We start from the raw sequence: 26,611 nt of genomic DNA, 5'->3' as shown, positions 1-26,611 counted from the left end.
TTACCCGCAAAGGTACAAAATCCCCGCCGCCTGAACTTCCGTCAAGTATTGCGGGCTACCTCTTCCCACTCCCACCACCGTTCGCGGCAGGGGGCGGGGTTGCCCACCGCGAACCGCTGGCCGATCATCGGACTGATGACCACCTGCTCCTCATCGGCGGCCAGGATGCGGACGATGGGTTCGGCCCAGGGGTGGTCGGAAAGGCTGAAGCCACCCCAGTGGATGGGCAGCAGTGAGCCCCCCTTCAGTTCGGCGTGGGCCTTCAGGGCTTCCTCCGGCTGCATGTGTACGTTTTTCCAGCGGTCGTGGTACTGTCCGCAGTCGAGCATCGTCAGGGCAAAGGGGCCCAGGCGTGCGCCGATTTCGGCAAAGTGCCGCCCGTAGCCGCTGTCGCCACCGAAGAAGATCCGGTAGTGGTCGGTCTGGAGGACGAAGGAGCACCAGAGGGTTTTGTTGCGGGTGGCGGGGCTGCGCCCGCTGAAGTGGCGGGCCGGTGCGGCGGTAATTTCCACTCCCGCGGCCCGGGTGGTCTCCCACCAATCGATCTCGGTGATCTGTTCCGGCGGGATGCCCCATTTCCGCAGGTGGGCGCCGATGCCGAGGGGGACCACGAAGGCCTTCGTCCGGTCCTTCAGGGCCATCAGGGTATCGTAATCGAGGTGGTCGTAGTGGTCGTGGGAGTACAGGATGCAGTCGATCTCCCCCAGGCTCTCCAGCGGGTGGTAATCGTTGTAGGGAAAGCGGTGGCCGAGGAAGGGTACGGGGGCGACCCATTCGCCGAGCATGGGGTCGATCAGGATGGTCCGGCCGGCGGTTTCCAGGCGCACGGCGGAGTGGCCGTACCAGGTGAGGTAGTCTTCCCCGTGGGTCGGCTGCTCCAGGGTTTCGGTAACGGCCACCGGCAGGGGAGCGGAGGGCTGGGTGTTTTTGGCCTGGAGGTAACCCAGCAGGTCGCCCAGCAGGCTGCCGAGGTCTTCTTGCAAGCGGGTTTTATCCAGGTTGCGGAAGCGCCCCATCTTCCAGGCTACGGTGCCCTGGTAGTTGTCGCGCTGCATGTCCTCCAGGGTCGCCCCGAATTGGGGGTCGTTGCGCAATTTCCGGGCTACGTAGCCGGCGGGCAGCAGCATCAGGCCGACGAGCCAGTGTGGTTTCATGGATGGTGGTCTGCGGACTAGAGGAGCTCAGCGTCCGGGTCAGACAAGTTAGGGGAGGAACCGGACTTTTCCAGCCATACGGCAAAGGCAACCGTCAGGACGCAGCCGATGAGGTTGAGCCACAGGAAGGCCAGGTTGATGTAGCCCGCGTTGCCGGCTACGAAGGTGAGGGTGACGAAGCCCTGTCCGATCAGCGCCGCCCGGAATACGGCCCTGCCGCCGACCTGCTTGAAGAAGAAGGCCACGACGAAAACCCCCAGGATGACCCCGTAAAAGAGGGAGCCGATGATGTTCACCGCCTGTATGAGGTTGTCGAAAAGGTTGGCCACCGCGGCGAAGGTCAGGGCTACGCCCCCCCAGAGCACGGTGAACCACTTGCTGGCCAGGAGGTAGTGGTGGTCGTCGCGGTCGGTAACCAGCGACCGGCGGTAGATGTCGACCACCGTAGTCGTGGCCAGGGCATTGAGTTCCGAACTGGTACTCGACATGGCCGCCGAGAGGATGACGGCCAGCAGCAGACCCACCAGTCCCGCCGGCAGGTACTTGGTGATGAAGGTGATGAAGACGTAGTCGCGGTCCTCGGTGATGAGTTCGGGGTTGTACTGCCCGATGAGGCCGTCTACCGAGGCGGCAATGGCCGTCCGCTCCGCCAGGGTAGCCTGCACCTGCTCCCGGTACTCGGCAACGCCCGCGGCGTCGTCCTGCCGCAGGGCCTCGGCCAGGGAGAGGGTGGCCGCCTCGTTACGCCGCTGTATCTCCTCGTTGCGGGCTTCGAGTTCGGTAAGCTGCTCGCCGTACTCCGAGGAGCGCAGCAGTTCGAGGTTGGCGGCGTTGAAGTGAACGGGCGGCGCCTGGAAAAGGAAGAACACAAAGACCAGAACCCCTACCAGGAGGATCAGGAACTGCATAGGGACCTTGAAGATGCCGTTGAACAGCAGGCCAAGCCGGCTTTCCGTCAGGCTCTTGCCCGAGAGGTAGCGCTGCACCTGCGACTGGTCGGTGCCGAAGTAGGAAAGGAAGAGGAAGGTACCCCCGAGCAGCGCTGACCAGATATTGTAGCGGTCGTTGAGGTCGAACTCCAGGTCGACGACCTCCAGCTTGCCCAGGTGGCCCGCTACGCCGATGGCGTCGCCGAAACCGATGCCCGCCGGCAGCTTCAGCACCACCACCACGCCGGCGATGAACATGCCGCACAGGATGACGATCATCTGTTGTTTCTGGGTAACGGAAACGGCCTTGGTGCCCCCGATCACGGTGTAGAATATGACCACGATCCCGATGACGGCGATCGTGATGCTGAGCGACCAGCCCAGGATGGCCGACAGCACAATGGCCGGAGCGTAGATGGTGATGCCCGCCGCCAGTCCGCGCTGGATGAGAAAGAGGATGGCGGTGAGGGTACGCACCTTCAGGTTGAAGCGCCCCTCCAGGAACTCATAAGCGGTATAGACCTTGAGGCGATAATAGATTGGCAGGACGAAGATGCACAGGATCACCATCGCGATGGGCAGACCGAAGTAGAACTGGGCAAACCCTAATCCGTCGTGGAATGCTTGCCCCGGCGTACTGAGGAAGGTGACGGCGCTGGCCTGGGTGGCCATCACCGACAGGCCGATCGTCCACCACTTCAGGTCGCGGTCACCCATCAGGTAGCTCTTTACATTGTCGACCTGACGGGTTTTGTAGACGCCGTAGATAACGATGGTGGCCAGGGTGCCCGTCATCACGAGCCAGTCAAGGGTACTCATAGGGGGAGTTTAGCCGCTCGGGCGGACGAACCTAGTGGGTGTAGGTTTGGGAGAAAAGATAGAAAGCGAAAATGAGCAGTACGTGCAGGATCAGCACCACCAGGTACATGTTTCTCCAGTTGCCCAGAACGGGGGGATCATCGATCTCCAGATTTTCTTCCACGGCGTAATGATCGGACTTCATTCCCGCAAGGTAGGAATTACCCCAGCAGATAGTCAATCTCGCCGGGGTCGAGGTCCAGGCCGGCTCCACCGTCGATAATTTCGGTGGCCAGTCGCTTCTTACGTTGCTGCAGTTGGAAGATCTTTTCCTCCAGGGTGCCCTTGGTAAGGAACTTGCGGGCGAACACCTTGCCCTGCCGCCCGATCCGGTGGGCCCGGGCGATGGCCTGCTCCTCTACGGTAGGGTTCCACCAGGGGTCGAGGAGGAAGACGTAGTCGGCCCCCGTCAGGTTAAGCCCCGTACCACCGGCACGGATGGAGATGAAAAAGGTCTGGACCGCGGGGTCCTCCTGGAACCGGCGCACCTCCTCGGCGCGGCGGTCGGCGGGTACGTCGCCGGTGATCCAGGCGTAGGGCTGTCCGGCCTCCCGCAGGGGCTCGCGGTACAGCTCCAGGTGGCTGACCATGCTGCTGAATACGAGCACCTTGCGGCCCGCCCGGCGAATGGTTTCCAGCTGATTGGATACCTCTTCGAACTTGCCACTGCCCTTGCCGTAGCCGGCATCCACGATGCCGGGGTGGTTGGCCAGCTGCCGGAGGCGGGTCAGGGCCTGGATTACCCGCAGCTTGTAGTCGCCACCGCCGTTGTCGTCTTCCCCGCGGATGCCCAGCAGCGCATTGCGGGCCGCGGCCCGTTCGCGTTCGTAGTAGCTGGCCTGGGCCGAAGTCATCTCGCAGTAGAAGACCTGGGTCTCCAGGTCGGGCAGGTCCGGAGCAACCTCCGCCTTGGTGCGCCGCAGCAGGTAAGGGGCCACTAGCTCCCGGAGTTGCCGCTTTTTCGCCTCGTCGTCGTGCTGCTCAATGGGCTGGATGAACTCCCGGCGGAAAAAGGCGAAGCTGCGCAGCAGACCGGGGTTGATGAACTGCATCTGGGACCACAGGTCGGACAGGGAGTTCTCAATCGGCGTGCCCGACAGGCTGATCCGGTGGCGGGCTTCCAGGCTGTTGAGGGCGCGGAAGACCTTGCTCTTGCGGTTCTTGATCTGTTGGCTCTCGTCCAGCACGATGTATTCCAAGTCCAGGTCGCGAAGGACCTCCACGTCCCGCTGGGCGGTCTGGTAGGTGGTCAGCAGCACGTCGTAGCGCCGCAGCACCCGCGCATCCCGGCTGCGCTTGCTGCCTACGTGAGACAGGACCGTCAGGCCAGGGGCAAAGCGGCCGAGCTCGGAGCGCCAGTTATATACCAGGGAGGCCGGCAGGACGATCAGGGCCCGCAGCGGCCGCAGGAATTCCTCGTCTTCGGCTGGTGCGCTGAACAGGTCGAGCGGAGGGGCGGGAGCGGCAGCCGCGGAATCGGTACCGATGCGCTCCTTGGCGTAGAGCAGGGTAGCGATGGTCTGCAGGGTCTTGCCCAGGCCCATATCGTCCGCCAGGCAGGCCCCCAGCCGTTCATCGTGGTGGCGCGCCAGCCAGCGGACACCCTCCAGCTGATAAGGCCGCAGGGTAGCGCGAAGTCCTGCCGGGGGCTGAAAATCGGCGACGGCGGTTTCCGGTTGGGCCGCTTCGGTGGCCAGGCCCATCGCGGTCAGCAGCGGAGCGTGGCTGCGGGCCAGGCGCACCGCGCTGCCCTCCACGCGGGCGAAGGCGAGCCCGGGGGCGTAGCGGGTGAACCACTCTTCCGGGATCAGGAACCAGCGGCCGTCGGGCAGAAGAAACTTGCGTTCGCCCCGCTGCAGGTTCTTCACCAGTCTGGTGAAGGGAATGGCGTGGCCGTCGGCCTCCACCGTCCCGTTCAGGTCGAGCCAGTCGCCCCCCGCCCGGGAGTTCAGGCTGAGTTGGCCGCGGCCGCGGGAAAAGGAGTGGCCCTCTTCCTCGGGCACGATGACCTCAATGCCGGATTCAGTCAGTTCTTCCTCGTGGGCCAGCAACCAGGCCAGATTCTCGTAGGCCCCCGGGGCGGGGCGGACGGTCAGGGCCCGCCGTTCCCCCACCTCCTCCAGTCCCCGGGCGTACAGGGGGGGCAGCCGTTCGGCCTCTGCGTCCGAGTCGCGGAGTATGCGGTGGATGCGGTAGGGCGGTCGGTCGCGGAAGTCAACGGCGGTGGTTTCGGGGTCGCCGAGTGCGAACCAGTAATCGCCGTAGCCCACGCTGAGTTGCAGCAGGTAGTGCCCCGCGAAGGGGTGGGGGGCGGCCGTCAGTCGCAGGCCCGTGGGTTGGGTTACCTCGGCGTATTCCATCCCCGTAACCGTGAGGGGGTGTTTCCGGGCCGCGCGGGCCACGAACTCCCGCAGGTATTTGCCTACCTCCGGGGGCGGGATGTGGACCGCATCCCGGGTGAGGAAGGGTTTCAGGCCGTTGCCCGCCATTCCGGCTACGCGCAGGAGGCGGTGGTCGGTAAGTACCCAGCCCGGCGCCGGCCGGTTGGTCACGATGCGGGGGTCGAGGTGACGCACAAGGTGGGCGGCCCCATCGTGGGGGGATTGCAACCGCAGTCGGTATTCCAGTCCTTCCGCCGTCAGGGCAAAGTCGAGAACCGGTACCCAGGGGGCGGGGTCCAACGCAACGGTATAGGCGTGCGGCGAGGCGCGGGTGTCCAGGTTCACGGTGACCCCGTACCCATGGCGCTGGCACAGTTCCAACAATTCCGCGCTGCGGGTATGGATGTAGAGCAGTACATCCTTGCGCTCGCGGGCGGTGGGGGCGACGAGGCCGGCCAGGGTGGGGCGGGACTTGCTGCCCTTGCGGAAGCGTTCGGCGATGGTCCGGTCGCGCAGGCCGGCCGCAAGTTCCAGGGCCCGCAGCAGGGGTGGGTCGGCGGGAATATCGTAGGTCGCCAGCAGTTCCGGCTGGGCGGTCTGGTGCACCACGCGGGGCCGCCCCCCGGCGTCGAGCCCCACGAAGTAGGCCTTGGGGATCCAGATGCCGGTACGGAACTCGAAGAAGTTGAAGAAGACTGCGGACTGCAAGGCGGGCTACGCTTTAAAGGGGGGCGTAAAGCAGGTAAAGGTAGGCCGGGTACGTATTTTGCGCCGTGTCTATAGCCCTCGACCTCCTGTTCCTCCTGCTGGGATTGCTCCTGCCCGGTATTCTCTTCTTCACGACCCGCCAACGGACCGCCGGCCGTCCCCACAGCTGGCCGCCGGAGCTGAAGGTCCGTATGTACTACGCCAATGGAGTGCTGCTGCTCAGTATGGCCTGTGCGGTACTGATCCTGTGGTTCCTCGCCGGCCGCCCCTTCACCGAACTCGGGCTGGGGTGGGGGCAGCACCCCTACGACCCCGTGGCCGTGGGGATTCTGCTGGCTTTTCTCGCGCTGTACGGCCTGGATCTCTACGCCGAAGCCGGAAACCCCGCCCGGCAGCGGGAAACCCACCGCCGGTTCCGCGAACTTGGCTTTCTGCCCGCCAATGGCTGGCAGTACCTCCACTTCCTCTTTCTCTGCCTCTGCGCGGGGGTGGGGGAGGAGATCGTTTACCGCGGGTTTATGATCACCTACCTGCAGGACGCCCTGGGCACCGAACCCTGGGCCATTGCCGCCACCCTGCTTTTTCCGGCCTTCTCTTTCGGGGTGGCCCACTTTTACCAGGGCGGGCAGGCCGTCCTCAAGATCGTGGCCATGGCCCTGCTGTTCGGCTTCTTCTTCTACCGCACGGGCAGCCTCTGGCCCCTCATCCTGCTGCACATCGCCATCGACGCGGTGGGGGGATTGCTCAGCTGGTACCTGGAAGAGAAAAATTAGTGGGCCTTCAGACAAAAATATTGGCGAAGTGCTTGTGTCGGTAAAAAAGTGTTCTTACCTTTGCGACCGCTTCGAAAAGGGGCAGATGGCTGCGTAGCTCAACTGGATAGAGCACTTGACTACGAATCAAGAGGTTTCAGGTTCGAATCCTGACGCGGTCACCATCACATTTTGAGCAGGCTGCGGTCTGCTTTTTTTTTCCCCACCCAGCAGGTGCGGGTTTTTCTGACAGCAACGCCATACCGCAATGTCTAAAGTTTGCAAACTCACGGGAAAGAAGCCGATCAGCGGCAACAACGTCTCCCACTCTAACCGGAAGACCAAGCGTCGTTTCGTGCCCAACATTCAGAAGAAGCGCTTCTTTGTCCCCGAGCTCGACAAGTTCGTGACCCTGCGGGTATCCACCAGCGCCATGCGTACCATCAATAAACTTGGGGTTTACGCTTACGTTAAGAAGCTGGAGAACAAAGGTATCGAAACCGGCGTCAAGCTCTAATCTACATCCCCCATGGCTAAGAAAAGCAAAGGCAACCGCAACCAGATCATTCTGGAGTGCACCGAGCAGAAGGAAACCAACGTACCCGGCACCAGCCGCTACGTCACCCAGAAGAACCGGAAGAACTCTCCCGGCCGTCTGGAGCTCAAGAAATACAACCCCAACCTGCGCCGTATGACGGTGCACCGGGAAATCAAGTAATCCGTTCAACCCGCCGCTCCCCGCGGCTGTTCGTTGATTAAAATAAACACCAATCATGGCCAAGGTATCAAAGAACTCCCGCGTAGGTAAGCGCGCAGCCAACGCCGGCAGCGGCCGCGACTACGTCAAGGTGGTTCAATCCATCAAGAACCCCGAAACCGGCAGTTACTCCTACAAGGAAGTAATGATCCACAAGGATAAGCTGGACGACTTCATGAAGGACAAGTAACCCTTCTTCTTCAGAAGCCGGAAGCCCGGTCTGCCTAGCGCGGGCCGGGCTTCCTTGCGCCCGATACCCACCCTTCCCGTTTACCGCCGCCCGCCTCCGTTATGACCAACGATCAACTTAAAGACCTGCAGTCCCGCCTCGCCCTCCTGCGCGGTTACCTCGACGTGGAGAAACGGAACTTCAAGATCGAAGACCTCACCCAGCGGAGCCTCGACCCCAATTTCTGGAACGACTCCCAGCAGGCCGAGGCCGTCATGAAGGAGCTGCAGAGCCACAAGAACTGGGTGGCCCAGTACCAGAAGGTGGCCGACCGCGTCGACGACCTGGAGGTGCTACAGGAATTCCTGCGCGAAGGGGAGGGCACCGAAGAGGAAGTCGACCGCCGCTACGAGGAAACCGTGGCGGTACTGGACGACGCCGAGTTCCGCGCCACCCTCAACCGTCCCGAAGACGAGCTGGGCTGTATCCTGGAAATCAATGCCGGGGCCGGGGGCACCGAAAGCAACGACTGGGCGGAAATGCTCATGCGTATGTACACGATGTACGCCGAGAAATACGCCAACTACAAGGTAAGCCTCGCCAGCGAGACGCCGGGCGACGTGGCCGGCATCAAGTCCGCGACCCTGGAGATCATCGGCGACTTCGCCTACGGTATGATGAAGGGGGAGAACGGCGTCCACCGCCTGGTACGCATCAGTCCCTTCAACGCCCAGGGCAAACGGCAGACCAGCTTCGCCTCCGTATTCGTGCACCCGCGGGTCGACGACAGCATCGAGGTGGAGATCAACCCCGCCGACATTCGCTGGGATACCTTCCGGGCGTCCGGCGCCGGCGGTCAGCACGTCAACAAGACCGAATCCGCCGTGCGGGTCACCCACGAACCTACGGGCATCGTGGTGGAATGCCAGGAAGAGCGCAGCCAGCACCAGAACCGCGAGCGGGCGCTAAATATGCTGCGCAGCCGGCTCTACGAAAGGGAGCTCCAGGCCCAACGGGCCGCCAAGGACGAGATCGAGGCGGGGAAGACCTCCAACGAGTGGGGCAGCCAGATCCGCAGCTACGTCCTGGACGACCGCCGGGTGAAGGACCACCGCACCAACTGGCAAACCAGCCAGACCGACGCCGTGCTGAACGGCGATATTGAGGACTTCCTGAAGGCCTACCTGCGGTGGAGCGGAGAGGCGAGATAAAAAAAAGCATCCAACGAGGGTGTCGTTGGATGCTTCAAAAGGGTTAAAGGAATTCCAAAGGTTGTGTCGTTCAATGCGTCATAATGTAGCCATCAAAGAAAGTGTAGTATATCTCTGGGTACCGGCTCTCTTCCGGTGCCATACATTTATCAATTACCGTGCCAAATTGATAAAACGCTGATAATCAGTATTTTGCTTTGGCTATATTTTGATTAGTGTTAAATCCGGCGAAGAATCGAGTTAAATATCATAAGGTTATTAAACTTAATAATCTTACAGTATTTCCCAAAGCAGCTGATTGATCAGGAAAAAAACCACCAGGTAAATCCACAGCGCATCAAGAAAATGCCAGTAGATGGTGAGCAGCCGCAGGTTAAGCCGCTTGTCGGGATCGCTGAAGTAGACCAGTACGCTCACCGGCTCCCGCATGTATTTCCTGGCCCGGTGCAGGAATACCGCCAGGAAGGGGAGGCCTCCGATGACGTGGGCGAAGTGGAGGGCCGAGATGACGTAGAGGTAGCCCGCGGAGTTGTCGCTGTATACGTAGATCTGCTGGCTGAACAGCTGGTACCAGGCCAACGCCTGCATCACCATGAAAAAGAGGGAAAGAAAGAGGGTATACCAGAGCATGCGCTGGTAGCGGTCGGTATCGTCGGCGAGGTAGGCGCGCTTGGCGCTGACCATGGTGTAGCTGCTGCCCAGCAGGATCACGGTATTGGCCAGGAATAGCAGGGGCAACTTCAGTGGGGGCAGGTCGCTCTGGATGCGGGTATACACGAAGGCGGCCGTGAGGGCCAGGAAGAGCATGCTGAGGCTGAAGAGCAACAGCATGAGGTAGATGTTCTTCGGGTGGAAGGCGAAGTTGTCCTGGCTGTCGTCGTCGGCGCGCTCGATTTCGTGGGGGCGGTCGTACATGGTCTATTCCTTGCGGTCCTTGGCCGGCGGCCGGTTGCGGCGGCACCGCTCGGAGCAGTACCGGACTTCCGGCCAGTGTCGCTCCCACTTCTTGCGCCAGGCAAAGGGACGCCCGCAGACCGGGCAAACCTTCACGGGCAAATGGGATTTCTGGTGGGCCAAGCTACTTTGCTTTTTCGTCGCGCAGCTCCACGATACGGTCCATCATTTTTTCCGCCTCGGCCGACTTGGCGGCGTACCCCTTGATGTCGCCGCCCCGCTGCAGCTGCATGGCTTCCTCGAGCAGGCGGGTATACTCCTGTTCGAGCTTCTTGACGGGGTCCTTTTTGAATAATCCGAACATGGGATGGGCTTTGGTGGTGTAACGGGGTGGCGCGGGTTTGGTTGCTGAATCCGCGGGCGAGGAATACTATCTTTTACGGATTGCGGCGCGTGCAGTATGTTCGTCGTCGCCGCGGAGAAAACCATTCCCGGCTTAACCCACTGCCCCGACCATGCGCTATCTCCTTCCCCTGGCTCTCGCCCTGATCCTTTGCACCGGCGTCCGCGCCCAGAACCTCAAGGCCCTCGTGGGCGGTACCCTCATCGACGGCTTCGGAGGCACCCCGCTGCGCAACAGCGTCATCCTCGTGGAGGGCAACCGCATCAAGGCCGTGGGCACCCAGGGCGAACTGGCCGTGCCCCCGGGAGCGGAGGTGATCTCCACCGAGGGGATGAGCGTACTGCCCGGGCTGTGGGACATGCACGTCCACCTGATGATCAACGGCCACGCCGACTACGCCCACTGGGATACGGTGTACCCGCCCCAGCTGTCCGAAGTGATCATGCCGGCCAGCGCCCGCCAACTGCTGATGGCCGGGGTGACCAGCGCTCGTGACCTGGGCGGCCCCCTGGAAGAGAGCCTGAGCGTACGCGACCGCATCAACGCCGGAGAACTGAGCGGTCCGACGCTGTACGTGAGCGGCCCCTTCCTGCAGGCGCGGCCCTATCCGGGCACCGAAGCGTTCCGCTGGGGTATTCAGTCCGTAGCCCAGGCCCGGGCAAAAGTAGGGGAGCTGGCCGATGCCGGTGTCGACTGCATCAAGGTGGTCGACCAGGACCAGATGCCGAAGGACGCCTTCCTGGCCCTGGTAGATGAAGCCCACCGCCGGGGTCTCACCGTAGTGGCCCACGCCCACCGGCCGGAGGAGATCCGCCTGGGGCTGGAGGCCGGCGTCGACTGCTTCGAGCACACCGGCCTGAGTTCCGCCCCCGAATACCCCGAAGACGTTATGGAAATGATCCGCGAGCGCACCGCCCAGATGAACCTGGGGCCGCTGTACTGGACCCCCACCGTGGAAGGGCTCTACAACTACGAGTATACCCGCGACAACCCCGAAAAGCTGGACGGCGACTGCTGGCACGAAGGCCTCACCCCGGAAATCATCGCCGACATCGAGGCGAGCCTCCAGCATCCGGGGCAGTTGCCCTACTTTCAGCTGACCCCCGTGCGGCGGCCTACCCTGGAGCGGAAGGTAAACCAGCTCCGGGAAGCCGGGGTGGTCCTCATGGTCGGCACCGACTCCGGAATTCCCATGAAATTCCACTGCCAGAGTACCTGGAACGAGCTGGACGTGTGGACTAACGAATTTGACTTCCCCGCCATGTACACCATCAAAGCCGCTACCTACTGGCCCGCCAAGATGATGGGCGTCGACGCCGACTATGGCACCGTATCCGCGGGCAAGTACGCCGACATCATCGCCGTGAAGGGCGACGTGCTGCGCCATATCGCCCTGCTGCAGGACGTCGATATGGTGATGAAGCACGGCGAGCGGGTGAAATAAAAAAAGCCCGCCACAGCGCGGGGCTGTTGCGGGCTCTCAAAGGGTTTACAGTGTATGTCCTGGCAGACGGGCCGGGTCAGGCCAGCTGCGTATCGTGGGCGTACGAGCGACGCTCTACGCCGTAGTGCTTGTGGAGGCTGTCCCAGTACTGGTGATCAGTAGATTTGGGCCAGTTGTGCTTGTCAAATCCGGGGGCGTTCTCCAGCCGGTCCTTGGGTACATCGAGGACGAATTTCTCCGTGACCGTATTGATGGTGAAGGCTTCGAAGGGGACGGCAAAGTATTTGTCGCCCATACCCAAGAAGCCACCAAAGGACAGTACGGCGTAATTCACGGTACCGTTTTCGGTATCGATCATCAGGTCTTTTATCTCGCCCAGGTTGTCGCCATTGGCGTTGATTACGTTGGTTCCGGTGATTGAGGTAGAGGAAAGAATCAGGTTTCTCATGGTTTCATGTCTTTTTAAGTGCGGTTCCGGGGCCGTTGCTCCCCGCTGTTTCCGCTGTTTATCAAATCAAAATACACTAATATAACAACACAAAGCGTGATAAAGTTTAATATGTAAGCTATTAAATTATAATTGTATACGATTTAGGTAATTTCATCTGGTATGGCGTCTGGGGGCGCGGCCGCGGGTTCCGGGAAGGGGGTGAAAGGGCCGGGGTGGCGGGGTACATATGTTAATTGCACCAAATCTTTGTCGTATATGGTACTCCGCCCGGCAATGGGGCTGATGTATGCCGGCAGTTTTGCACATTTGTGGGCACCGCTGCGCGGCGGCTGTCCGCTCCGACAAAAGCTAGTATATGAAACGACCGCTACTCCTCACCTGCTTCCTGCTGCTTGCGCTGGTCGTCACGGCCCAGACCGCCCTGTCGGGAAAAGTGACGGACACGGACAATGGGGGAGAGCCCCTGCCGTTCGCGGCCGTTTCCCTGTTCCGGGACGGGAGCTTCGTCCAGGGAACCACCACCGACCTGAGCGGTAACTACTTTTTCTCCAACATCGACCCGGCCACCTACGACATTGAGGTCAACTACACCGGCTACCCACCCACCAAGCTGACGGGCATTCCGGTACTGCCCGGCCGCACCAACGTAGCCGACGTGGAGGTGAGCAACGCCGGCGGCGTGAACCTGGACGTGGTGGTGGTGACCGACTACGAGGTGCCCCTCATCGAGGTGGACAATACCACTTCCGGGCAAACCATTACCGCCAGCGAGATCCAGCGGCTGCCCACCCGCAACATCAATCAGCTGGCCTCGATCACCGCCGGGGCCGCTTCCGCCGACGAGGGCTCGGCCATTACCATCCGGGGCTCGCGCTCCAACGCCACCGACTACTACGTGGACGGCGTGCGGGTCCGCGGCAGCCTGCTGCCGGAGTCGGAGATCGAACAACTACAGGTCATCACCGGGGGACTGGAAGCCCGCTACGGTGACGTAACCGGCGGCATCATTTCGGTGACCACCAAGGGGCCGAGCACGGACTTCAACCTGAGCGCCGAGGCCGAAACCAGCGAGGGCCTCGACGACTACGGCAACAGCCTGGTGGGCGTGGCCGTCTCCGGCCCCCTGCTGAAGCAGGGCAACGACCGGGCCATCCTCGGCTACCGCTTCAGCGGCCGCTACACCTACCGCCGCGATGACGATCCCAGTGCCGTACCGATCTACCGCGCCCGGGAGGACGTCATCGCCGACCTGGAGGCCAACCCCGTCATCCTCCGCGGTGGCCTGCCCTTCGTCGCGGCCGACTTCCTGACCAACGCCGACGTAGAGGCCCTAGATACCCGCCCCTTCGAGGCCTCCGACGCCCTGAACCTTAACGGCAAACTCGACGCCCGCCTCAGCGACGCTATCGACGTATCGCTGTCCGGCTACTACGGCTCCTTCAACGACCAGTTTACGCCCAGTGAGTCCTTCGGCAATACCTGGCGCACCTACAATGCCTCCCGCAACCCGACTTCCGAGCGGGCCGACTACCGGGGCAACTTCCGCTTCCGCCACCGCCTCGGCGGCTCGGGCGTAGCCGGCGAGAGCGGCAACAACCGCAGCGTCATCCAGAACGCCAGTTACACCCTGCAGCTGGGCATCGAGAACAACGCCTTCAACGTGGCGGACCCCGTCCACCAGGACCGGCTGTTCGACTACGGCTACGTGGGCCGTTTCGAGATCGACTACATCCCCGTCTTCGCCCTGGAGCTGGACGACACCGGCTCCCCGATCGGGGCCTTCCAGGCCGACTACCGCGAGGTGCTCCGCCGTTTTGACCCGACCACCTCCGCCAATCCCATCCTTTCCAACTACAACAACTTCCTGGGGTACGGGGGCGACCAGAGCTTCACCACGGCCACCTACGGAGTACTCGGCGTGGCCCAACTCACGCCGGAAGGTCTGCCCATTCCCACCCTGGACCGCTTCGCTTCGGTGAACGGCCGTACCCAGACGCTATACCGCGACAGCTGGGGCTTCCACGCCAACGTAGGCACGGTGTACAACTCCTACTTCAGCCAGGACAACGACACCTACACCTTCAACGCCAACGCGAACTTCGAGATCGTCCCCGGCAATTCCGACCTGAGCCGCCACAGCATCCAGTTCGGCGTGGTGTACGAGCAGCGGGTCAACCGGCAGTACAGCCTGAGCCCGAGCGGACTCTGGACCGTGGGCCGCCAGCTCATCAACCGCCACCTGAACGCCGTGGACACCGCCAACCGGGTGATCAACACCATCGACGTATCGCTGGGCGAGGGCTTCTTCAGCTACGAGGGGCCGGCCGACGTGGTGGCCCCCACCATTGAGACGGACGCGGGCACCTTTTATCGCCGGATCCGTGAGGACCTCGGGGTGCCCCTGGACCAGTACGTCAACATCGACGGGCTGTCGCCGGACCAGCTGTCGCTGGACCAGTTCAGTGCCCAGGAGCTCACCTTCGCCCAGCTGATCGACTACGTAGGCTACGATTACCTCGGCAATGAGGTGGAAGGGACCTTCGACGACTTCTTCGCCATCGATCCGGTGACCGGGGAGCGCAAGTTCACCGTGGCCCCGAACCGGCCGATCTACGCTTCGGCCTACCTCCAGGACAAGTTCACCATCAACAACATGATCTTCCGGGTGGGCGTACGGGCCGACCGCTACGACGCCAACACCAAGGTACTCAAGGACCCCTACAGTCTCTACGAGATCATCGGCGCCGAGGACTTCCACGCCAACTTCGGCGGCGAACGACCGGGCAACATCGGTGACGACTACGTGGTCTACACCACCGAGGAAGGCGGCACCGACGTGCGGGCCTACCGCTTCAACGACAACTGGTTCCGGGCCGACGGTACCCCCACCAACGGTCCGCAGGAGATCGAGGGCATCCGTACCGGCCTGGTGTTTCCCCGCTACGCCAATCCCGCCGCCCAGCGGTCGAACAACTTCATCAAGTCGGAGGAGTTCACCACGGCCACTTCCTTTGAGGACTACGAGGTACAGTTCAACATCATGCCCCGCCTCGCCTTTTCCTTCCCCATCTCCGGGGAGGCCAACTTCTTTGCCCACTACGACGTGCTGGTGCAGCGGCCGTCCAGCAACACCCTGGCGACGGCCCTGGACTACTATTACTTCGTGGAACGGCCCGGGTCGGCGGGTGCCCCGTTCAACAACCCCGCCCTGCGGCCGGAGCGGACCATCGATTACGAGGTGGGCTTCAAGACCAAGCTCAGCAACTCCTCGGCCATCACCCTGGCGGCCTACTACAAGGAGCTGCGCGACATGATCCAGCTGCGCACCTACTTCCCGGTGCCGCTGGTGAACCAGTACACTACTTACGATAACCAGGATTTCGGTACCGTCAAGGGCTTCAGTTTCACCTACGACCTGCGGCGGACCAGCAACGTGACCGTCAACGCCAACTACACCCTGCAGTTCGCCGATGGCACCGGCTCCAACGCCACCAGCCAGCGGGGCCTCACCAACCGGGGCAACCTGCGGACCCTCTTCCCCCTGAGTTTCGATGAACGCCACCGGGTCAACCTGGTGGTGGACTACCGCTTCGACAGCCGCAACGGTACGCCCCGCTGGCTCGACAACTCCGGCATCAACCTCCAGGGCGTTACGGTTTCGGGGCGGCCCTATACCGCCACCTTTATTCCCTCCGAGCTGGGCGGCAGCGGCACCCGCGGGGCCATCAACGGCAGCCGCAACCCCTGGAACTTCACCCTGAACGGTCAGATCGAGAAGAACTTCCAGGTCGCCGGCCGGGGTGGGGTGAACGTCTACTTCCGCGTAAGCAACATCCTGGACCGCCAGAACATCATTGGCGTCTACTCCGCCACCGGGTCGCCCGACGATCCGGGCTTCCTCCAGAGCAGCTTCGGCCGCGACCAGGTGGAGAGCCTGCAGGGGGGGACCCGCCCCGTGGAGTCCTACCTCGACAGCTACCAGTGGCGGGTACTGAACTCCGATTTCTTCAGCCTGCCCCGCCGCATGTACGTGGGCGTCCGCTTCGGCCTATGATTTCCCCAGTGACCGCCCTAACCCCCACAACCACCCCGACCATGCGTCTTTCCTCTCCCTTCGTCGTCTGCTTGCTGATCGCGGCCCTGGCGCTGCCCCACGGGGTATGGGCCGCCAAAGGGCCGGGCGACCGCTCCGGAAGCGACCGACCGTCGCGGTCGGAACAGGAGCGCATCGACTTCCGGGAAGCCTGCGACAACGCCACCCGGCAGACGGATATGGAGATCAACAATGTCCGGGCCCGCCTCACCACCGGCGGCGACGTATGGTGGGACGGCGACAACGGCCGCTACATCGTGCCCAAGCCACCTCCCGGGGTTCCGGAGGTGAGTTCCATTTTCGCCGGCGCGGTCTGGCTGGGTGGCCGCGATCCCGGCGGCGGGTTGAAGGTGGCGGCCCAGGACTACGGCCGCAGCTCGGGGCAGTTCGATTACTATCCCGGGCCCCTCACTCCCCAGGGTACCATCCAGCGGGACACTTGCGAGCGGTGGGACCGCTTCTTCACCGTCAAGGGGGAAAGCATCCGCCAGCTGCGGGCCGCCTACCAGACGGCGCTAGAGAACGACGCCCTGCCCCTGGATCCGGACAATGTACCCAAGGATATCCTGGGTTGGCCTTCAGTGGGCAACCCCTACTTTGCCGAGATCAACGGCTTCGAACTGCCGAACCCGAACGAAGGGGGCGGCCTGGCCGGCTTCTGGGATGAGGACCTCGACGGACTTTACGATCCCACCCTTGGCGATTACCCCATCATCGAAATTCGTGGCTGCGGAGAGACGCCCCAGTTCCCCGAGGAAATGACCTTCTGGATCTACAACGACGCCGGCAACACCCACCGCCAGTCGAATACGCCCCTCCAGATCCAGATGGAAGTGCAGGTACAGGCCTTTGCCTACACCACCTCGGACGACATCAACAACATGACCTTCCAGCGCTACAAGCTCATCAACCGGGCGCAGGAGGATATCCTGGATACCTATTTCGCCATGTGGGTGGACCCCGACCTGGGCTGCGCCACCGACGACTACATTGGCAGCGACACCACCCGCTCCCTGGCCTACGTCTACAACGAGGATGAGCTCGACGGCGCCCAGGGTTGTACCTGCGACGGGGGAGTGGAGACCTACTGCGACGAGATTCCCATTCTGGGGGTCGACTACTTCCGCGGCCCCCGGGCACCGATCTACGACATCAACGGAAACCAGATCGGAGAGCGGGAGCTGGGCATGAGTTCTTTCGTGTACTACAACAACGCCGGGGTAGGTGGGCCGCCGCCCGCCACTACCGACCCCAGTACTGCCGAGGAATACTACAACTACCTCCAGGGGCGGTGGCGCGACGGTGCCCTGCTGCAGAGCGCCGGCGACGGCTACGACGAGGGCGGCGCGCCCGCTACCCGCTACGCTTTCCCCGATCCGCCCAACGTCAGGGGGTGGAACATGACCACCGAGGACCTGCCCTTCGGCGACCGCCGGACCATCCAGGCCTCCGGCCCCTTCACCCTACAACCCGGCGCGGTCAACGAACTGATCATCGGCGTGGTGTGGGTGCCCGACCAGACCTACCCCGCGCCCTCCATCCAGCGGCTGCAGCAGGCCGATGACCTGGCCCAGTCGCTCTTCGACAACTGCTTCGACCTCCTCGACGGCCCCGACGCTCCCGACGTGGACCTGCTGGAACTCGACCGGGAGGTGGTGATGCTGTTCTCCAACAGCCCGGTGAGCAACAACTTCATGGAAGGCTACCAGGAAGAAGGACTGGGCATCCCCGCCGGAGCCGACAGCCTCTACCGCTTTGAAGGGTACCGCGTCTTCCAGTTCTCGGGCCCCGACGTGACCCTGGCCGACATCGGTGATCCGAACCGGGTGCGCGAAATCGCCACCTACGACCTGGACAACGGGGTGACCCGACTGTTCAACTGGACCGGCATCTCCGCCGAGGAAGAGGACCGCAACCCCCTCAACCAGACCTACTTCGTTCCCGAACTGCGGGTGGCCGGCGAGGACGAAGGGATCCGCCACAGCATCAGCATCACCCAGGATGCCTTCGCCAGCGGCAACGATACCCGGCTGATCAACCACCGCCGCTACTACTTCACCGTAGTAGCCTACGCCTACAACAACTACGAGGAATACGACCCCTTCGACCCCGACAGCCCGGGGCAACCGACCCAGTACATCGCCTCCAGCCGCAACATCGGCGACCCCCTCACCGGGAACGCCTTCTATACAGCCATCCCCCGGCCGATTCTCGATCGCGACCTGAAGGCCGACTACGGCGACAACGCCCGGGTAACCCGCTTGAGCGGCCAGGGCAACAACGGCAACTTCCTCGATCTCACCGAGGAAACCGTGGCTGAAATCGAGGCGGCCATCGCCGCGGGGCAACCCTTCACCGGTGAACTGACCTACGAGCGCGGCGCCGGACCCATCGACGTATTCGTGGCCAACCCCCTCGACATCCAGGACGGGGAATACGAGATCACCTTCGTGGACGACAACCTGAATGACGACCGCCTCACGGCCCCCGTCCGCTGGACCCTCCGCTGCCTGAACGACTGCGGGGTACCCACGGTGGTCAGTGAACGACCCATCGACTCGAACAACGAGCAGATCGTCGGCGAATTCGGGTTTTCCGTCCGCATCGGCGACGTACCCGAACCCGGTACTACCGGCACGGGCCGCAACGGTGCGCTCGGCGGATCGCTGGTGTACGACAGCACGGAGGCGGAGCCCTGGCTGCTGTTCGTGCCCGACAACCTTTCCCTCGGCTTTAACAACGTGGAATTTGACCAGGCCCTCTTCGACTACGTGGGGACCGACGACTTCCAGGACCGCTACTACGACCTGGACCAGGACCGGGGCCTCACGGATATGTTCCCCGGCATCGTTCCCTACCGCCTGCTGGACCACCAGGAGAACGATGGGGGCATCCCCTTCCTTTCGCCGGTGTACCTGTCGGAGTTCCGCCTCAACGACGGGGTAGTGCGCGGGCAGTCGCTGCAGGACCTGAACAACGTCAACATCGTGCTGACCTCCGACAAGTCGCTCTGGAGCCGTTGCCCGGTCATCGAAACCAGCAGCTACTTCTACAAGGACGCCGCCTACCGCGGACAGCGCATCAAGACCGACTCCGACCGGCGCATGTTCGACACCCGGGATGCACCCAGCGTTAGTCGGGAAGCGGGTCCGGACGGGCTGCCGGCCATCGACCGCGGCATTGATCCCCAGTTCGCCACCGGCATGGGCTGGTTCCCCGGTTACGCCATCGACGTGGAGACGGGGCAGCGGCTGGAAATTTTCTGGGGCGAAAACAGCACCTACGACGGCCGCCGCCTCGGGGATGCCTTCGTCGCGGCCAGCAACGGCGACGACATGATCTTCAACCCCTCCAACACCCTGTTCGAGAAATCGCCGATCAACGGACTGAGCATCTACGACTTCCCGGCCGGAGGGCAGCACTACTTCTACGTCACCGACCAGCCCTACGACGGTGGCGTGCGCCTCTACAACCGCCTGTTTCCCCGGAACAGTCCCAACTCAACCGCCAAGGTGCGGGCGTTGCAGGACATCACCTGGGCCGGCTTCCCCCTGCTGGCGGGCGGCGTCAACCTGAAGTCCTATGCGGACGGCATCATCCCGGAGGACGTCACCATCAAGCTGAGGGTCAACAGCGCCTTTGCCTATGCCGAGGGCGTCCCCGAAGCGAATGGCTACCCGACCTACCGCTTTACGATCGACGGCAAGCAGGCCAACCGGGAACTCGACGAAGCCCTGACGAACCGGGCGCTGGACATGATCAACGTGGTGCCGAACCCCTACTACGGCTTCAGCATCTACGAGGACAGCCAGTTTGAGACCAACGTCAAGATCACCAACCTGCCCGCCCGCGCCACGGTGACGATCTACTCCCTCGATGGCAAGTTCATCCGACAGTACAACCGCGACGAATCGGAGGCCCAGCTCGGCGGCAACGACCGCCCCGTCGGCGTACGCCAGATTTCTCCCGCCCTGGAGTGGGATTTACGCAACCAGAAGGGGATTCCGGTCGCCAGCGGGGTGTACCTCATCCACGTAGACGCTCCCGGTCTGGGAGAGCGGACCCTGAAGTTTTTCGGCGTGCAGCGCCAGTTTGATCCCTCCGGACTGTAACCCGGGTTACCCACCGGCAAATCCGTGATTCAACGATTCACCATGAAGAAGATTTACCTGCTGGCCCTCTGTTCCGCCCTTTCGCTGGTGGTATCCGCCGGCAACCCCGACCGGCAGGGGGAGGCCGGGGCCGCCCAGCTCCTGATGAACCCCTGGGCCCCTTCGGCCGGGCTGCACTCCCTGGGCACCTCCTACGTGACCGGGGTGGAAGCCATGCGCATCAATCCGGCGGGGGTAAGCCGATTCGCCGGCACCCAGGTGATGCTGGGCTACGCCAACTACCTGCAGGGCACCGACATCTCGATGCAGGCCATCGGCGTGAGCAGCCGGGTGGGGGAGAGCGGCGGCTTCGGCTTCAGCATCATGAGCCTGGACTTCGGCGACATCCCCATCACCACCACCGAGCAGCCGGAAGGTACCGGGGCGCTCATGAACCTCAGCTTCATCAACGTGGGGCTCACCTACAGCCACCAGTTCGAAAACAAGGTATCGGTGGGGCTGACCCTGAGGGGCGTCAGTGAATCCACCAGCGACGTAAGCTCCTTTGGTGTGGCCATCGACGCCGGGGTGCAGTACGTCACCGGCGTGCAGGATGCCTTCAAGTTCGGGCTGAGCCTGCGCAACGTGGGATCACGCATGGCCTACGGGGGGCAGGGGCTGGCTACGGCCGCCGACAACCCCGACCAGGCCGCCGATTACAAGCTCACTTACGCCCAGCGGGCGGCCGGATTTGAAATGCCCTCCATGCTTAATATAGGTGCCAGCTACGATTTCCTCACCCACCTGGAGAACCAGCGGGTCACCGTGGTGGGTAATTTCACCGCCAACTCCTTCAGCCGCGACGAGGTAGGTGCCGGCCTGGAGTATGCCTTCCGGGAGCAGTTCCTCGTCCGGGCCGGCTACCGCACCGACCTGGATGCCCCCGGGAGAAGCGAAGGCACCGCCGCTGATGAATCACCCATTTACGACGGCATCAGCGCGGGAGCCAGTATCCGCGTGCCCTTCGCCAAGGGAGACCTGACCCGCCGCTTTTCCGTCGATTATGCCTACCGGAGTACCCGGATTTATGGCGGGACCCACAACGTTGGATTGAGCCTTTCCTTCTAGGATCAGAAAGGTTTCCGGCGGGCGGAAGCAGGGAACGCTATATCTTATTTTCCCTATATTTGCCTTATTAAGTATAATAGCAAACGTTCCTACCCCCGTAGGGGCGTTGCTTTTTTTTAGCCGTCCGCTCCAGCTTACCGGCGGGCGGTTTCACCAATGCCAGGCAGGTCCCCACCGATCCCAAAACGGGAAGGGTAGAACTGACTGCTGCGACGAAAATATTTGCACCATGGCAGGAACACACTATCTGTCGCAAGAGGGTTACGACCGCCTCCGCGCGGAACTCGAGGAACTGAAGACCACCGGACGGGCTGAAGTAGCCCGCGCCATCGCCGAAGCCCGGGAAAAGGGCGACCTCTCCGAGAACGCCGAATACGATGCAGCCAAGGACGCCCAGGGACTGCTGGAGATGAAGATCAACGAACTGGAGAAAGTGATGGCCAACGCCCGGGTGCTCGACTCGAGCCAGCTGGATACCAGCAAGGTGACGGTGATGAGTAAGGTGACGATTAAGAACCTGGCCAACAAGGCCACCATGGTGTACGAACTGGTGGCCGAAAGCGAAGCCAACCTGAAGGCCAAGAAGATTTCTGTCAACAGCCCCATGGGGCAGGGCCTGTTGGGCAAGGCCGTAGGTGACGTCGCCACCGTCAACACCCCCAACGGAACGATCCAGTTCGAGATCGTCAACATCGCGATCTGATATGGCGTCCATCTTCACCCGCATCATCAACCGTGAGTTGCCCGGCTATATCGTGGCCGAAACCGACGACTTCATCGCCTTCCTCGACGTGCGCCCCATGATGGAGGGCCACACCCTCTGCGTGCCGAAGCGGGAGGTGGATTACTACTACGACCTGACCGACGAGGAAATCACCGGCCTGACGCTTTTCTCCAAGCGGGTCGCCCGGGGCATCCAGCAGGTCGTCGACTGCCAGCGCATCGCTAACGGCGTGCTGGGTCTGGAAGTCCCCCACGTCCACGTGCACCTGGTGCCGGTGACCCACGAGGGCGATTTCCGTTTTGGTAAGACCGTCGCGGTAAGCGAGGAGCGGATGAAGGAGTTGCAGCAGCAGATCTCAGCGGCCATCACCCTGGATTAAAAGTCCGGTGGGCTCAGCTCCTGGAAGTGGCCGTTCAATTCGGCGCGGGCGCGGATGCCCAGCGGATCACCCACTCTGGGCCTGACTTGCAGCAGGTGTTCCAGCAGGTACCGTTGCCGCTGTCCGGCGTCCAGCAGCGTAAGAAAAAGGTACTCCTGCTCCAGGGTGAAGCCCACGTAATGCCCGAGGTCAAAGGTGCGAAATCCGTCGGCCACTGATCTCACTTCCCTTTCTATGCGCAATTTGCTGTAGATTTCGCGGGTCAACTGCACGATGTGTTCGTTCAGTTGCGTACTCTCATCCTCATCCACCGGCAGGTAACTTACCTCCCCGCCGGGGTAGGGCTTTCCGGGATATTCCCGGTAAAACCGGTCAATATGAAAAATCCGCCCCCCTTCCGCCCGAATGTCGCTTTCTCCCCCGGGATAGCGGTTCGCTACCTCGCGCAACCGGACTTCGGTGGCAATGGGCTGCAGCCTGCCCTCCATGACGGTGGGCACCCCGAAATGATGGCCTTCGGTTTCCACGTCGGCGACCAAATCCCGGTAGCGGGGCTCAAAAATGTGTAAATTGAGTACCTCGCCCGGAAAGACGACGAGCTGTAGTGGGAAGAGTGCTAAGGACTGCATATCGTTTCCCCAACAAGGAATCGGCATACTTTGCTCATAGTTAACTGATTATCACCTAGCCCTGACGCGCCGAAAGAATCATTTGCTGGCGTACGGCCTGCGCAAGCTGCTGTACCTTCCGTTGGGCGTGCTCCTGCTGAGCCTCGTCAGCTTTGCCCTGACCTGGCTGACTCCGGGCGATCCCGTCCAGCAGCGAATGGTGGCCGAAGGGGTGCGCACTTCCGGCGTGGACCTGAAGACCTACGAGCGGGAGTACCGCCTCCTGGCCAGCCGGCTGGATTACGACCTGCCGCTGTTCTACTTTACCGTCACCCACGCCGCCCTGCCCGATACCCTTCACCGGATCGTCCAGGCCGATCGCCGGCAGACCGTACGCCGCCTGGCCCTTCGCCACGGCGACTGGCCCCGGGTGCAGCAGTATTACCGCGCCCTGCTGGGCGCCCGACTGGCCGAAGAGGAAGCGGTGCAGGTGACCGCCCGCCGCCTGCTTACCCGGGCCGAGCGGCCGTATATCGAGCGGCAGCTGAGGGGGCTGCCGGACGGGGAGAATACCACGGAATTGCGCACGGCTTACCAGGACATGGTCCGCCACACCGACCGCAGTAGCCTGCTCTGGCCACGGATTTACTGGAACGGCACCGAGAACCGCTACCACCGCTATCTGCTCCGCTTGGCGGACGGCGACCTGGGTATTTCCTACGCGGACCGCCGGCCCGTGGCCCAGAAGATCGCCGTAGCCCTGCCCCGCACCGTTTTGCTCAATGGCCTGGCCCTGCTGGTGGTTTACCTCCTGGCCATTCCCCTGGGCTTGTACATGGCCCACTACCACCGCAGCCGGTTTGATCGCTGGGCCACCGGTCTGACGTTTCTGGCCTTCGGCTTGCCCGCTTTCTGGGTAGCTACCCTGCTGGCCAACTTCTTCACCACGCCAGCCTACGGGATGAACTGGTTTCCGAGCATGGGATTCGGGGAGGTTCCGCTGGGCGCGGGTTGGTGGGAGGCCCTCAGCATCCGCGCTTCCCACCTGCTGTTGCCGGTATTTTGCCTGGCCTACCCAAGCCTGGCGTACGTTTCCCGCCACCTGCGTGCTTCCACCCTCGTGGAGCTGGAGCGCCCCTACGTCAAGACCGCCCGGATGAAGGGTATGACGGGGTCGCAGGTGCTGTGGCGACACGTGTTCCGCAACGCCGCCTTCCCCTTGGTCACCCTGCTGGGCGGACTGTTGCCCGGGCTGTTGGCCGGCAGCGTCCTCATCGAACAGATCTTCAACCTCCCCGGGATGGGGCAACTGCTGTACGAAGCCGCCACGGCCCGCGACTGGCCGGTAGTCACCGCCCTGGTTCTGGTGAACGGGGTACTGACCATCCTGGGGCTGCTGCTGGCCGACATCGGCTACGCCCTGGTGGATCCCCGGGTGCGGTTGGGTAAATTGCCCCCGCGATGAAGAACGGATTCTGGGCATACGGATACCTGGCGGCGCTCCTGGTGGTGGCGCTGCTGGCGGACTTCATCGCGGGCGACAAGCCCCTGGTGGCCTCCCACCAGGATTCCCTTCACTTCCCCGTGTTTGAGCGCAGCCTGCCTTCGGAAGACTGGGCTACCGTAGCGGTCGACTGGGCAATCTGGCCCCCGATTCCCTTCCGGGCTTCGGCCACCGACCTGAGCCAACCCGGCTACCTGCGACCCCTTTCTCCCGCGGCCGATCACCGCGGCATTCACTGGCTGGGCACCGACCGGCTGGGCCGGGATACCGCGGCGGGGCTGGTGAGTGGCGTACGGGTGGCCGTAGGGGTCGGACTGGGGAGCGTACTGATCTCCCTCCTGCTGGGACTTCCTCTGGGGGCCGTCGCCGGCTTTTTCGGGGACCACGGATGGCAGCTCCCCCGGGGGCGATTGCTGGGCGGGGTGATCGGCCTGGTGGTCGGAGGGTTGTACGTCGTTGGCAGCATCGCGGCCCTGTCGACGGGGGTGTTTCACTTTCTGTTGCTCGCCTCCCTGGTCTTACTGGCTACCTGCAGCGGGGGCATCCTGCTCTTCGATGCCCTGGGGCGGGCCATCCCCTGGTTGCGGCGCCCGGCGGGGGTGCCCATCGACCGGCTGGTCGTCCTACTGCTGGAGCTCACGGTCAGCATTCCCGGACTGGTACTGCTGATCGCGGTGCTGTCGTACGTCGACCGCTCCTCGCTGGGGGTGGTCGTCCTGACGATCGGGGTGCTGGGGTGGACCCCCGTGGCCCGCTTCCTGCGCGCGGAATTGATGCGGATCCGCGAATTGCCGTACATCGCCGCGGCCCGCGTGGGCGGGGTGGGGGAGCTGAGGTTGCTGTTTCGCCACGCCTTGCCCAATGCCATCGGACCGGTAGTGGTGGTGGCGGCCTTCATGGTCGGCACCAGCATCCTCGCCGAGGCCATGCTGAGTTTTCTGGGCATCGGCGTTCCGGCTGAGCAGGTGACCTGGGGCAGTATTTTACAGCAGTCGCGGGCCAAACCCAGTGCGTGGTGGCTGGCGGTCTTTCCGGGCCTCCTCCTGACCCTGACCCTCCTGGCCTGTAACAGCCTGCGGCAGACGCGATAGCCAAAATGAGCACCATGGACAGAGAACAGATGGCCATTCGCACGAGCTACTTCAGCATCGCCGGCAATACGGGGCTGGCCATCATCAAGGCCGTAGCGGGCATCCTGGGCAACTCCTACGCCCTCATCGCCGACGCCATCGAGTCCACTACCGACATCTTCTCTTCCCTGCTGGTGTTGCTTGGGTTACGCTACGCCCAGCGGCCGGCCGACGAGAACCACCCCTACGGCCACGGCAAGATTGAACCCCTGATCACCTTCGGGGTGGTTGCCTTCCTGGTCTTTTCGGCCACCGTGATCGCCCACGAAAGCATTGACCACATCCTGACGCCCCACCAGGTACCCGAACCCTGGACCCTGCTGGTGCTGGGGGGCATCATCCTCTGGAAGGAGGTTTCCTACCGCATCGTAATGCGCCGCAGCCGCCTCACGGACAGTACCGTGCTGGCCGCCGACGCCTGGCACCACCGCAGCGACGCCATCACCTCGGTCATGGCCTTCATTGGCATCACCATCGCCCTGTTGGGTGGCCCCGGTTATGAGAGCGCCGACGACTGGGCCGCGCTGGGGGCCTCCGGCATTATCCTTTACAACGCTTACCTGATCTTCCGGCCGGCCCTGGGGGAAATCATGGACGAGCACGTATACGACGACCTGATCGAAGCGGTGCGCACCTCGGCATTGACCGTCGACGGCATTCTCGGAACCGAGAAGTGCTTCGTGCGCAAGTCCGGCATGCGGTACTACATCGATCTCCACGCCCTGGTCAATGGCGACCTCACCGTCACCCAGGGCCACGACCTGGCCCACCGGCTTAAGGATCGGCTGCTGGAGGATTTCCCCAGCGTGGAGGAGGTACTCATCCACATCGAACCCGCTTGAA

The 26,611-nt window shown here is 62.8% G+C and carries 23 protein-coding genes and 1 tRNA gene; 15 read left to right on the top strand and 9 right to left on the bottom strand.

What is annotated here, in order from left to right; all coding sequences use genetic code 11:
* Positions 1 to 41: 41 nt before the first annotated feature.
* Genes CGL56_RS03085 through CGL56_RS03075 form a run of 4 tightly spaced genes read right to left on the bottom strand, consistent with a single transcriptional unit; the run spans position 42 to position 6,030 of the window.
* On the bottom strand, positions 42 to 1,154 hold the full coding sequence (locus CGL56_RS03085) for an MBL fold metallo-hydrolase (protein WP_099105021.1): 1,113 nt from the start codon (positions 1,152 to 1,154) through the stop codon (positions 42 to 44).
* A gap of 17 nt (positions 1,155 to 1,171) precedes the next feature.
* Positions 1,172 to 2,902: a sodium:solute symporter gene (locus CGL56_RS03080; protein WP_099105020.1), complete on the bottom strand. Its 1,731-nt coding sequence runs from the start codon at positions 2,900 to 2,902 to the stop codon at positions 1,172 to 1,174.
* A gap of 31 nt (positions 2,903 to 2,933) precedes the next feature.
* A complete protein-coding gene (locus tag CGL56_RS18175; protein WP_167641505.1) occupies positions 2,934 to 3,086 on the bottom strand; it encodes a hypothetical protein in 153 nt (50 codons plus the stop codon).
* 16 nt (positions 3,087 to 3,102) lie between these two features.
* Positions 3,103 to 6,030: a DEAD/DEAH box helicase gene (locus tag CGL56_RS03075; protein ID WP_099105019.1), complete on the bottom strand. Its 2,928-nt coding sequence runs from the start codon at positions 6,028 to 6,030 to the stop codon at positions 3,103 to 3,105.
* Between the two features lie 65 nt (positions 6,031 to 6,095).
* Between CGL56_RS03075 and CGL56_RS03070 the strand changes: the two genes are divergently transcribed.
* The 6 genes from CGL56_RS03070 to prfB all read left to right on the top strand — a co-directional run bounded on the left by CGL56_RS03070 (position 6,096) and on the right by prfB (position 8,919).
* Positions 6,096 to 6,803 (top strand): CPBP family intramembrane glutamic endopeptidase, encoded by a 708-nt coding sequence (locus tag CGL56_RS03070; RefSeq protein ID WP_099105018.1) that lies wholly within the window; start codon positions 6,096 to 6,098, stop codon positions 6,801 to 6,803.
* Positions 6,804 to 6,890: 87 nt separating this feature from the next.
* A tRNA-Arg gene (locus tag CGL56_RS03065) sits at positions 6,891 to 6,967 on the top strand.
* An 83-nt stretch (positions 6,968 to 7,050) separates the two neighbouring features.
* A complete protein-coding gene (rpmB, locus tag CGL56_RS03060; RefSeq protein ID WP_099105017.1) occupies positions 7,051 to 7,299 on the top strand; it encodes a 50S ribosomal protein L28 in 249 nt (82 codons plus the stop codon).
* Positions 7,300 to 7,311: 12 nt separating this feature from the next.
* On the top strand, positions 7,312 to 7,500 hold the full coding sequence (gene rpmG, locus CGL56_RS03055) for a 50S ribosomal protein L33 (RefSeq protein ID WP_099105016.1): 189 nt from the start codon (positions 7,312 to 7,314) through the stop codon (positions 7,498 to 7,500).
* A 55-nt stretch (positions 7,501 to 7,555) separates the two neighbouring features.
* Positions 7,556 to 7,729 (top strand): DUF4295 family protein, encoded by a 174-nt coding sequence (locus tag CGL56_RS03050; protein WP_187305567.1) that lies wholly within the window; start codon positions 7,556 to 7,558, stop codon positions 7,727 to 7,729.
* A 101-nt stretch (positions 7,730 to 7,830) separates the two neighbouring features.
* Complete coding sequence (gene prfB / locus CGL56_RS03045) at positions 7,831 to 8,919, top strand: peptide chain release factor 2 (protein ID WP_099105014.1); 1,089 nt, start codon at positions 7,831 to 7,833, stop codon at positions 8,917 to 8,919.
* A gap of 273 nt (positions 8,920 to 9,192) precedes the next feature.
* Here the strand turns inward: prfB and CGL56_RS03040 are convergent, their stop codons facing one another.
* Genes CGL56_RS03040 through CGL56_RS03030 form a run of 3 tightly spaced genes read right to left on the bottom strand, consistent with a single transcriptional unit; the run spans position 9,193 to position 10,177 of the window.
* On the bottom strand, positions 9,193 to 9,834 hold the full coding sequence (locus tag CGL56_RS03040; protein WP_099105013.1) for a cytochrome c oxidase subunit 3: 642 nt from the start codon (positions 9,832 to 9,834) through the stop codon (positions 9,193 to 9,195).
* Positions 9,835 to 9,837: 3 nt separating this feature from the next.
* The gene (locus CGL56_RS03035) at positions 9,838 to 9,996 is read right to left on the bottom strand and encodes a DUF2256 domain-containing protein (RefSeq protein WP_099105012.1); all 159 of its coding nucleotides are present in this window, start codon (positions 9,994 to 9,996) and stop codon (positions 9,838 to 9,840) included.
* A 1-nt stretch (position 9,997) separates the two neighbouring features.
* Positions 9,998 to 10,177, bottom strand: coding sequence for a DUF6435 family protein (locus CGL56_RS03030; protein ID WP_099105011.1), 180 nt, complete (start codon positions 10,175 to 10,177; stop codon positions 9,998 to 10,000).
* Between the two features lie 151 nt (positions 10,178 to 10,328).
* Between CGL56_RS03030 and CGL56_RS03025 the strand changes: the two genes are divergently transcribed.
* Complete coding sequence (locus CGL56_RS03025; RefSeq protein ID WP_099105010.1) at positions 10,329 to 11,660, top strand: amidohydrolase family protein; 1,332 nt, start codon at positions 10,329 to 10,331, stop codon at positions 11,658 to 11,660.
* A gap of 76 nt (positions 11,661 to 11,736) precedes the next feature.
* Here the strand turns inward: CGL56_RS03025 and CGL56_RS03020 are convergent, their stop codons facing one another.
* Positions 11,737 to 12,108 (bottom strand): PRC-barrel domain-containing protein, encoded by a 372-nt coding sequence (locus tag CGL56_RS03020; RefSeq protein WP_099105009.1) that lies wholly within the window; start codon positions 12,106 to 12,108, stop codon positions 11,737 to 11,739.
* A gap of 358 nt (positions 12,109 to 12,466) precedes the next feature.
* Between CGL56_RS03020 and CGL56_RS03015 the strand changes: the two genes are divergently transcribed.
* From CGL56_RS03015 to CGL56_RS02995, 5 genes are all read left to right on the top strand, one after another.
* The gene (locus CGL56_RS03015; protein ID WP_099105008.1) at positions 12,467 to 16,165 is read left to right on the top strand and encodes a TonB-dependent receptor; all 3,699 of its coding nucleotides are present in this window, start codon (positions 12,467 to 12,469) and stop codon (positions 16,163 to 16,165) included.
* Between the two features lie 41 nt (positions 16,166 to 16,206).
* Entirely contained in the window at positions 16,207 to 20,316 is a 4,110-nt protein-coding gene (locus CGL56_RS03010; protein WP_099105007.1) for a hypothetical protein, read from the top strand.
* A gap of 42 nt (positions 20,317 to 20,358) precedes the next feature.
* On the top strand, positions 20,359 to 21,423 hold the full coding sequence (locus CGL56_RS03005; RefSeq protein ID WP_099105006.1) for a PorV/PorQ family protein: 1,065 nt from the start codon (positions 20,359 to 20,361) through the stop codon (positions 21,421 to 21,423).
* 229 nt (positions 21,424 to 21,652) lie between these two features.
* Positions 21,653 to 22,126: a transcription elongation factor GreA gene (gene greA / locus CGL56_RS03000; protein WP_099105005.1), complete on the top strand. Its 474-nt coding sequence runs from the start codon at positions 21,653 to 21,655 to the stop codon at positions 22,124 to 22,126.
* Position 22,127: 1 nt separating this feature from the next.
* Positions 22,128 to 22,526 (top strand): HIT family protein, encoded by a 399-nt coding sequence (locus CGL56_RS02995; protein ID WP_099105004.1) that lies wholly within the window; start codon positions 22,128 to 22,130, stop codon positions 22,524 to 22,526.
* On the opposite strand, the gene CGL56_RS02990 is transcribed toward CGL56_RS02995, so the two are convergent.
* Positions 22,523 to 23,155: an LON peptidase substrate-binding domain-containing protein gene (locus tag CGL56_RS02990; RefSeq protein WP_167641506.1), complete on the bottom strand. Its 633-nt coding sequence runs from the start codon at positions 23,153 to 23,155 to the stop codon at positions 22,523 to 22,525. The two genes, CGL56_RS02995 and CGL56_RS02990, sit on opposite strands and share 4 nt — an antisense overlap.
* Positions 23,156 to 23,282: 127 nt before the next feature.
* Here CGL56_RS02990 and CGL56_RS02985 point away from each other — a divergent pair, with 127 nt between their 5' ends.
* From CGL56_RS02985 to CGL56_RS02975, 3 genes are read left to right on the top strand one after another with little or no spacing between them, the layout of a single operon-like run.
* The gene (locus tag CGL56_RS02985) at positions 23,283 to 24,599 is read left to right on the top strand and encodes an ABC transporter permease (RefSeq protein WP_143470584.1); all 1,317 of its coding nucleotides are present in this window, start codon (positions 23,283 to 23,285) and stop codon (positions 24,597 to 24,599) included.
* The gene (locus CGL56_RS02980) at positions 24,596 to 25,729 is read left to right on the top strand and encodes an ABC transporter permease (RefSeq protein ID WP_099105001.1); all 1,134 of its coding nucleotides are present in this window, start codon (positions 24,596 to 24,598) and stop codon (positions 25,727 to 25,729) included. The genes CGL56_RS02985 and CGL56_RS02980 overlap by 4 nt, the downstream gene beginning before the upstream one ends.
* A 14-nt stretch (positions 25,730 to 25,743) precedes the next feature.
* Positions 25,744 to 26,610: a cation diffusion facilitator family transporter gene (locus CGL56_RS02975; RefSeq protein WP_099105510.1), complete on the top strand. Its 867-nt coding sequence runs from the start codon at positions 25,744 to 25,746 to the stop codon at positions 26,608 to 26,610.
* Position 26,611: the final 1 nt, after the last annotated feature.

Source organism: Neolewinella marina (assembly GCF_002631205.1).
Classification (GTDB): Bacteria; Bacteroidota; Bacteroidia; order Chitinophagales; family Saprospiraceae; genus Neolewinella; species Neolewinella marina.
The sequence above is the reverse complement of the archived record's forward strand: the minus strand, read 5'-3'. Positions and strand labels throughout refer to the sequence as shown.

Bases quoted from the DNA above. Each gene is read 5' to 3' on its own strand.
- CGL56_RS03085 (WP_099105021.1), bottom strand. From the start codon at position 1,154: ATGAAACCACACTGGCTCGTCGGCCTGATGCTGCTGCCCGCCGGCTAC.
- CGL56_RS03080 (WP_099105020.1), bottom strand. From the start codon at position 2,902: ATGAGTACCCTTGACTGGCTCGTGATGACGGGCACCCTGGCCACCATC.
- CGL56_RS18175 (WP_167641505.1), bottom strand. From the start codon at position 3,086: ATGAAGTCCGATCATTACGCCGTGGAAGAAAATCTGGAGATCGATGAT.
- rpmB (WP_099105017.1), top strand. From the start codon at position 7,051: ATGTCTAAAGTTTGCAAACTCACGGGAAAGAAGCCGATCAGCGGCAAC.
- rpmG (WP_099105016.1), top strand. From the start codon at position 7,312: ATGGCTAAGAAAAGCAAAGGCAACCGCAACCAGATCATTCTGGAGTGC.
- CGL56_RS03050 (WP_187305567.1), top strand. From the start codon at position 7,556: ATGGCCAAGGTATCAAAGAACTCCCGCGTAGGTAAGCGCGCAGCCAAC.
- prfB (WP_099105014.1), top strand. From the start codon at position 7,831: ATGACCAACGATCAACTTAAAGACCTGCAGTCCCGCCTCGCCCTCCTG.
- CGL56_RS03040 (WP_099105013.1), bottom strand. From the start codon at position 9,834: ATGTACGACCGCCCCCACGAAATCGAGCGCGCCGACGACGACAGCCAG.
- CGL56_RS03030 (WP_099105011.1), bottom strand. From the start codon at position 10,177: ATGTTCGGATTATTCAAAAAGGACCCCGTCAAGAAGCTCGAACAGGAG.
- CGL56_RS03025 (WP_099105010.1), top strand. From the start codon at position 10,329: ATGCGCTATCTCCTTCCCCTGGCTCTCGCCCTGATCCTTTGCACCGGC.
- CGL56_RS03020 (WP_099105009.1), bottom strand. From the start codon at position 12,108: ATGAGAAACCTGATTCTTTCCTCTACCTCAATCACCGGAACCAACGTA.
- CGL56_RS03015 (WP_099105008.1), top strand. From the start codon at position 12,467: ATGAAACGACCGCTACTCCTCACCTGCTTCCTGCTGCTTGCGCTGGTC.
- CGL56_RS03010 (WP_099105007.1), top strand. From the start codon at position 16,207: ATGCGTCTTTCCTCTCCCTTCGTCGTCTGCTTGCTGATCGCGGCCCTG.
- CGL56_RS03005 (WP_099105006.1), top strand. From the start codon at position 20,359: ATGAAGAAGATTTACCTGCTGGCCCTCTGTTCCGCCCTTTCGCTGGTG.
- greA (WP_099105005.1), top strand. From the start codon at position 21,653: ATGGCAGGAACACACTATCTGTCGCAAGAGGGTTACGACCGCCTCCGC.
- CGL56_RS02995 (WP_099105004.1), top strand. From the start codon at position 22,128: ATGGCGTCCATCTTCACCCGCATCATCAACCGTGAGTTGCCCGGCTAT.
- CGL56_RS02990 (WP_167641506.1), bottom strand. From the start codon at position 23,155: ATGCAGTCCTTAGCACTCTTCCCACTACAGCTCGTCGTCTTTCCGGGC.
- CGL56_RS02980 (WP_099105001.1), top strand. From the start codon at position 24,596: ATGAAGAACGGATTCTGGGCATACGGATACCTGGCGGCGCTCCTGGTG.
- CGL56_RS02975 (WP_099105510.1), top strand. From the start codon at position 25,744: ATGGACAGAGAACAGATGGCCATTCGCACGAGCTACTTCAGCATCGCC.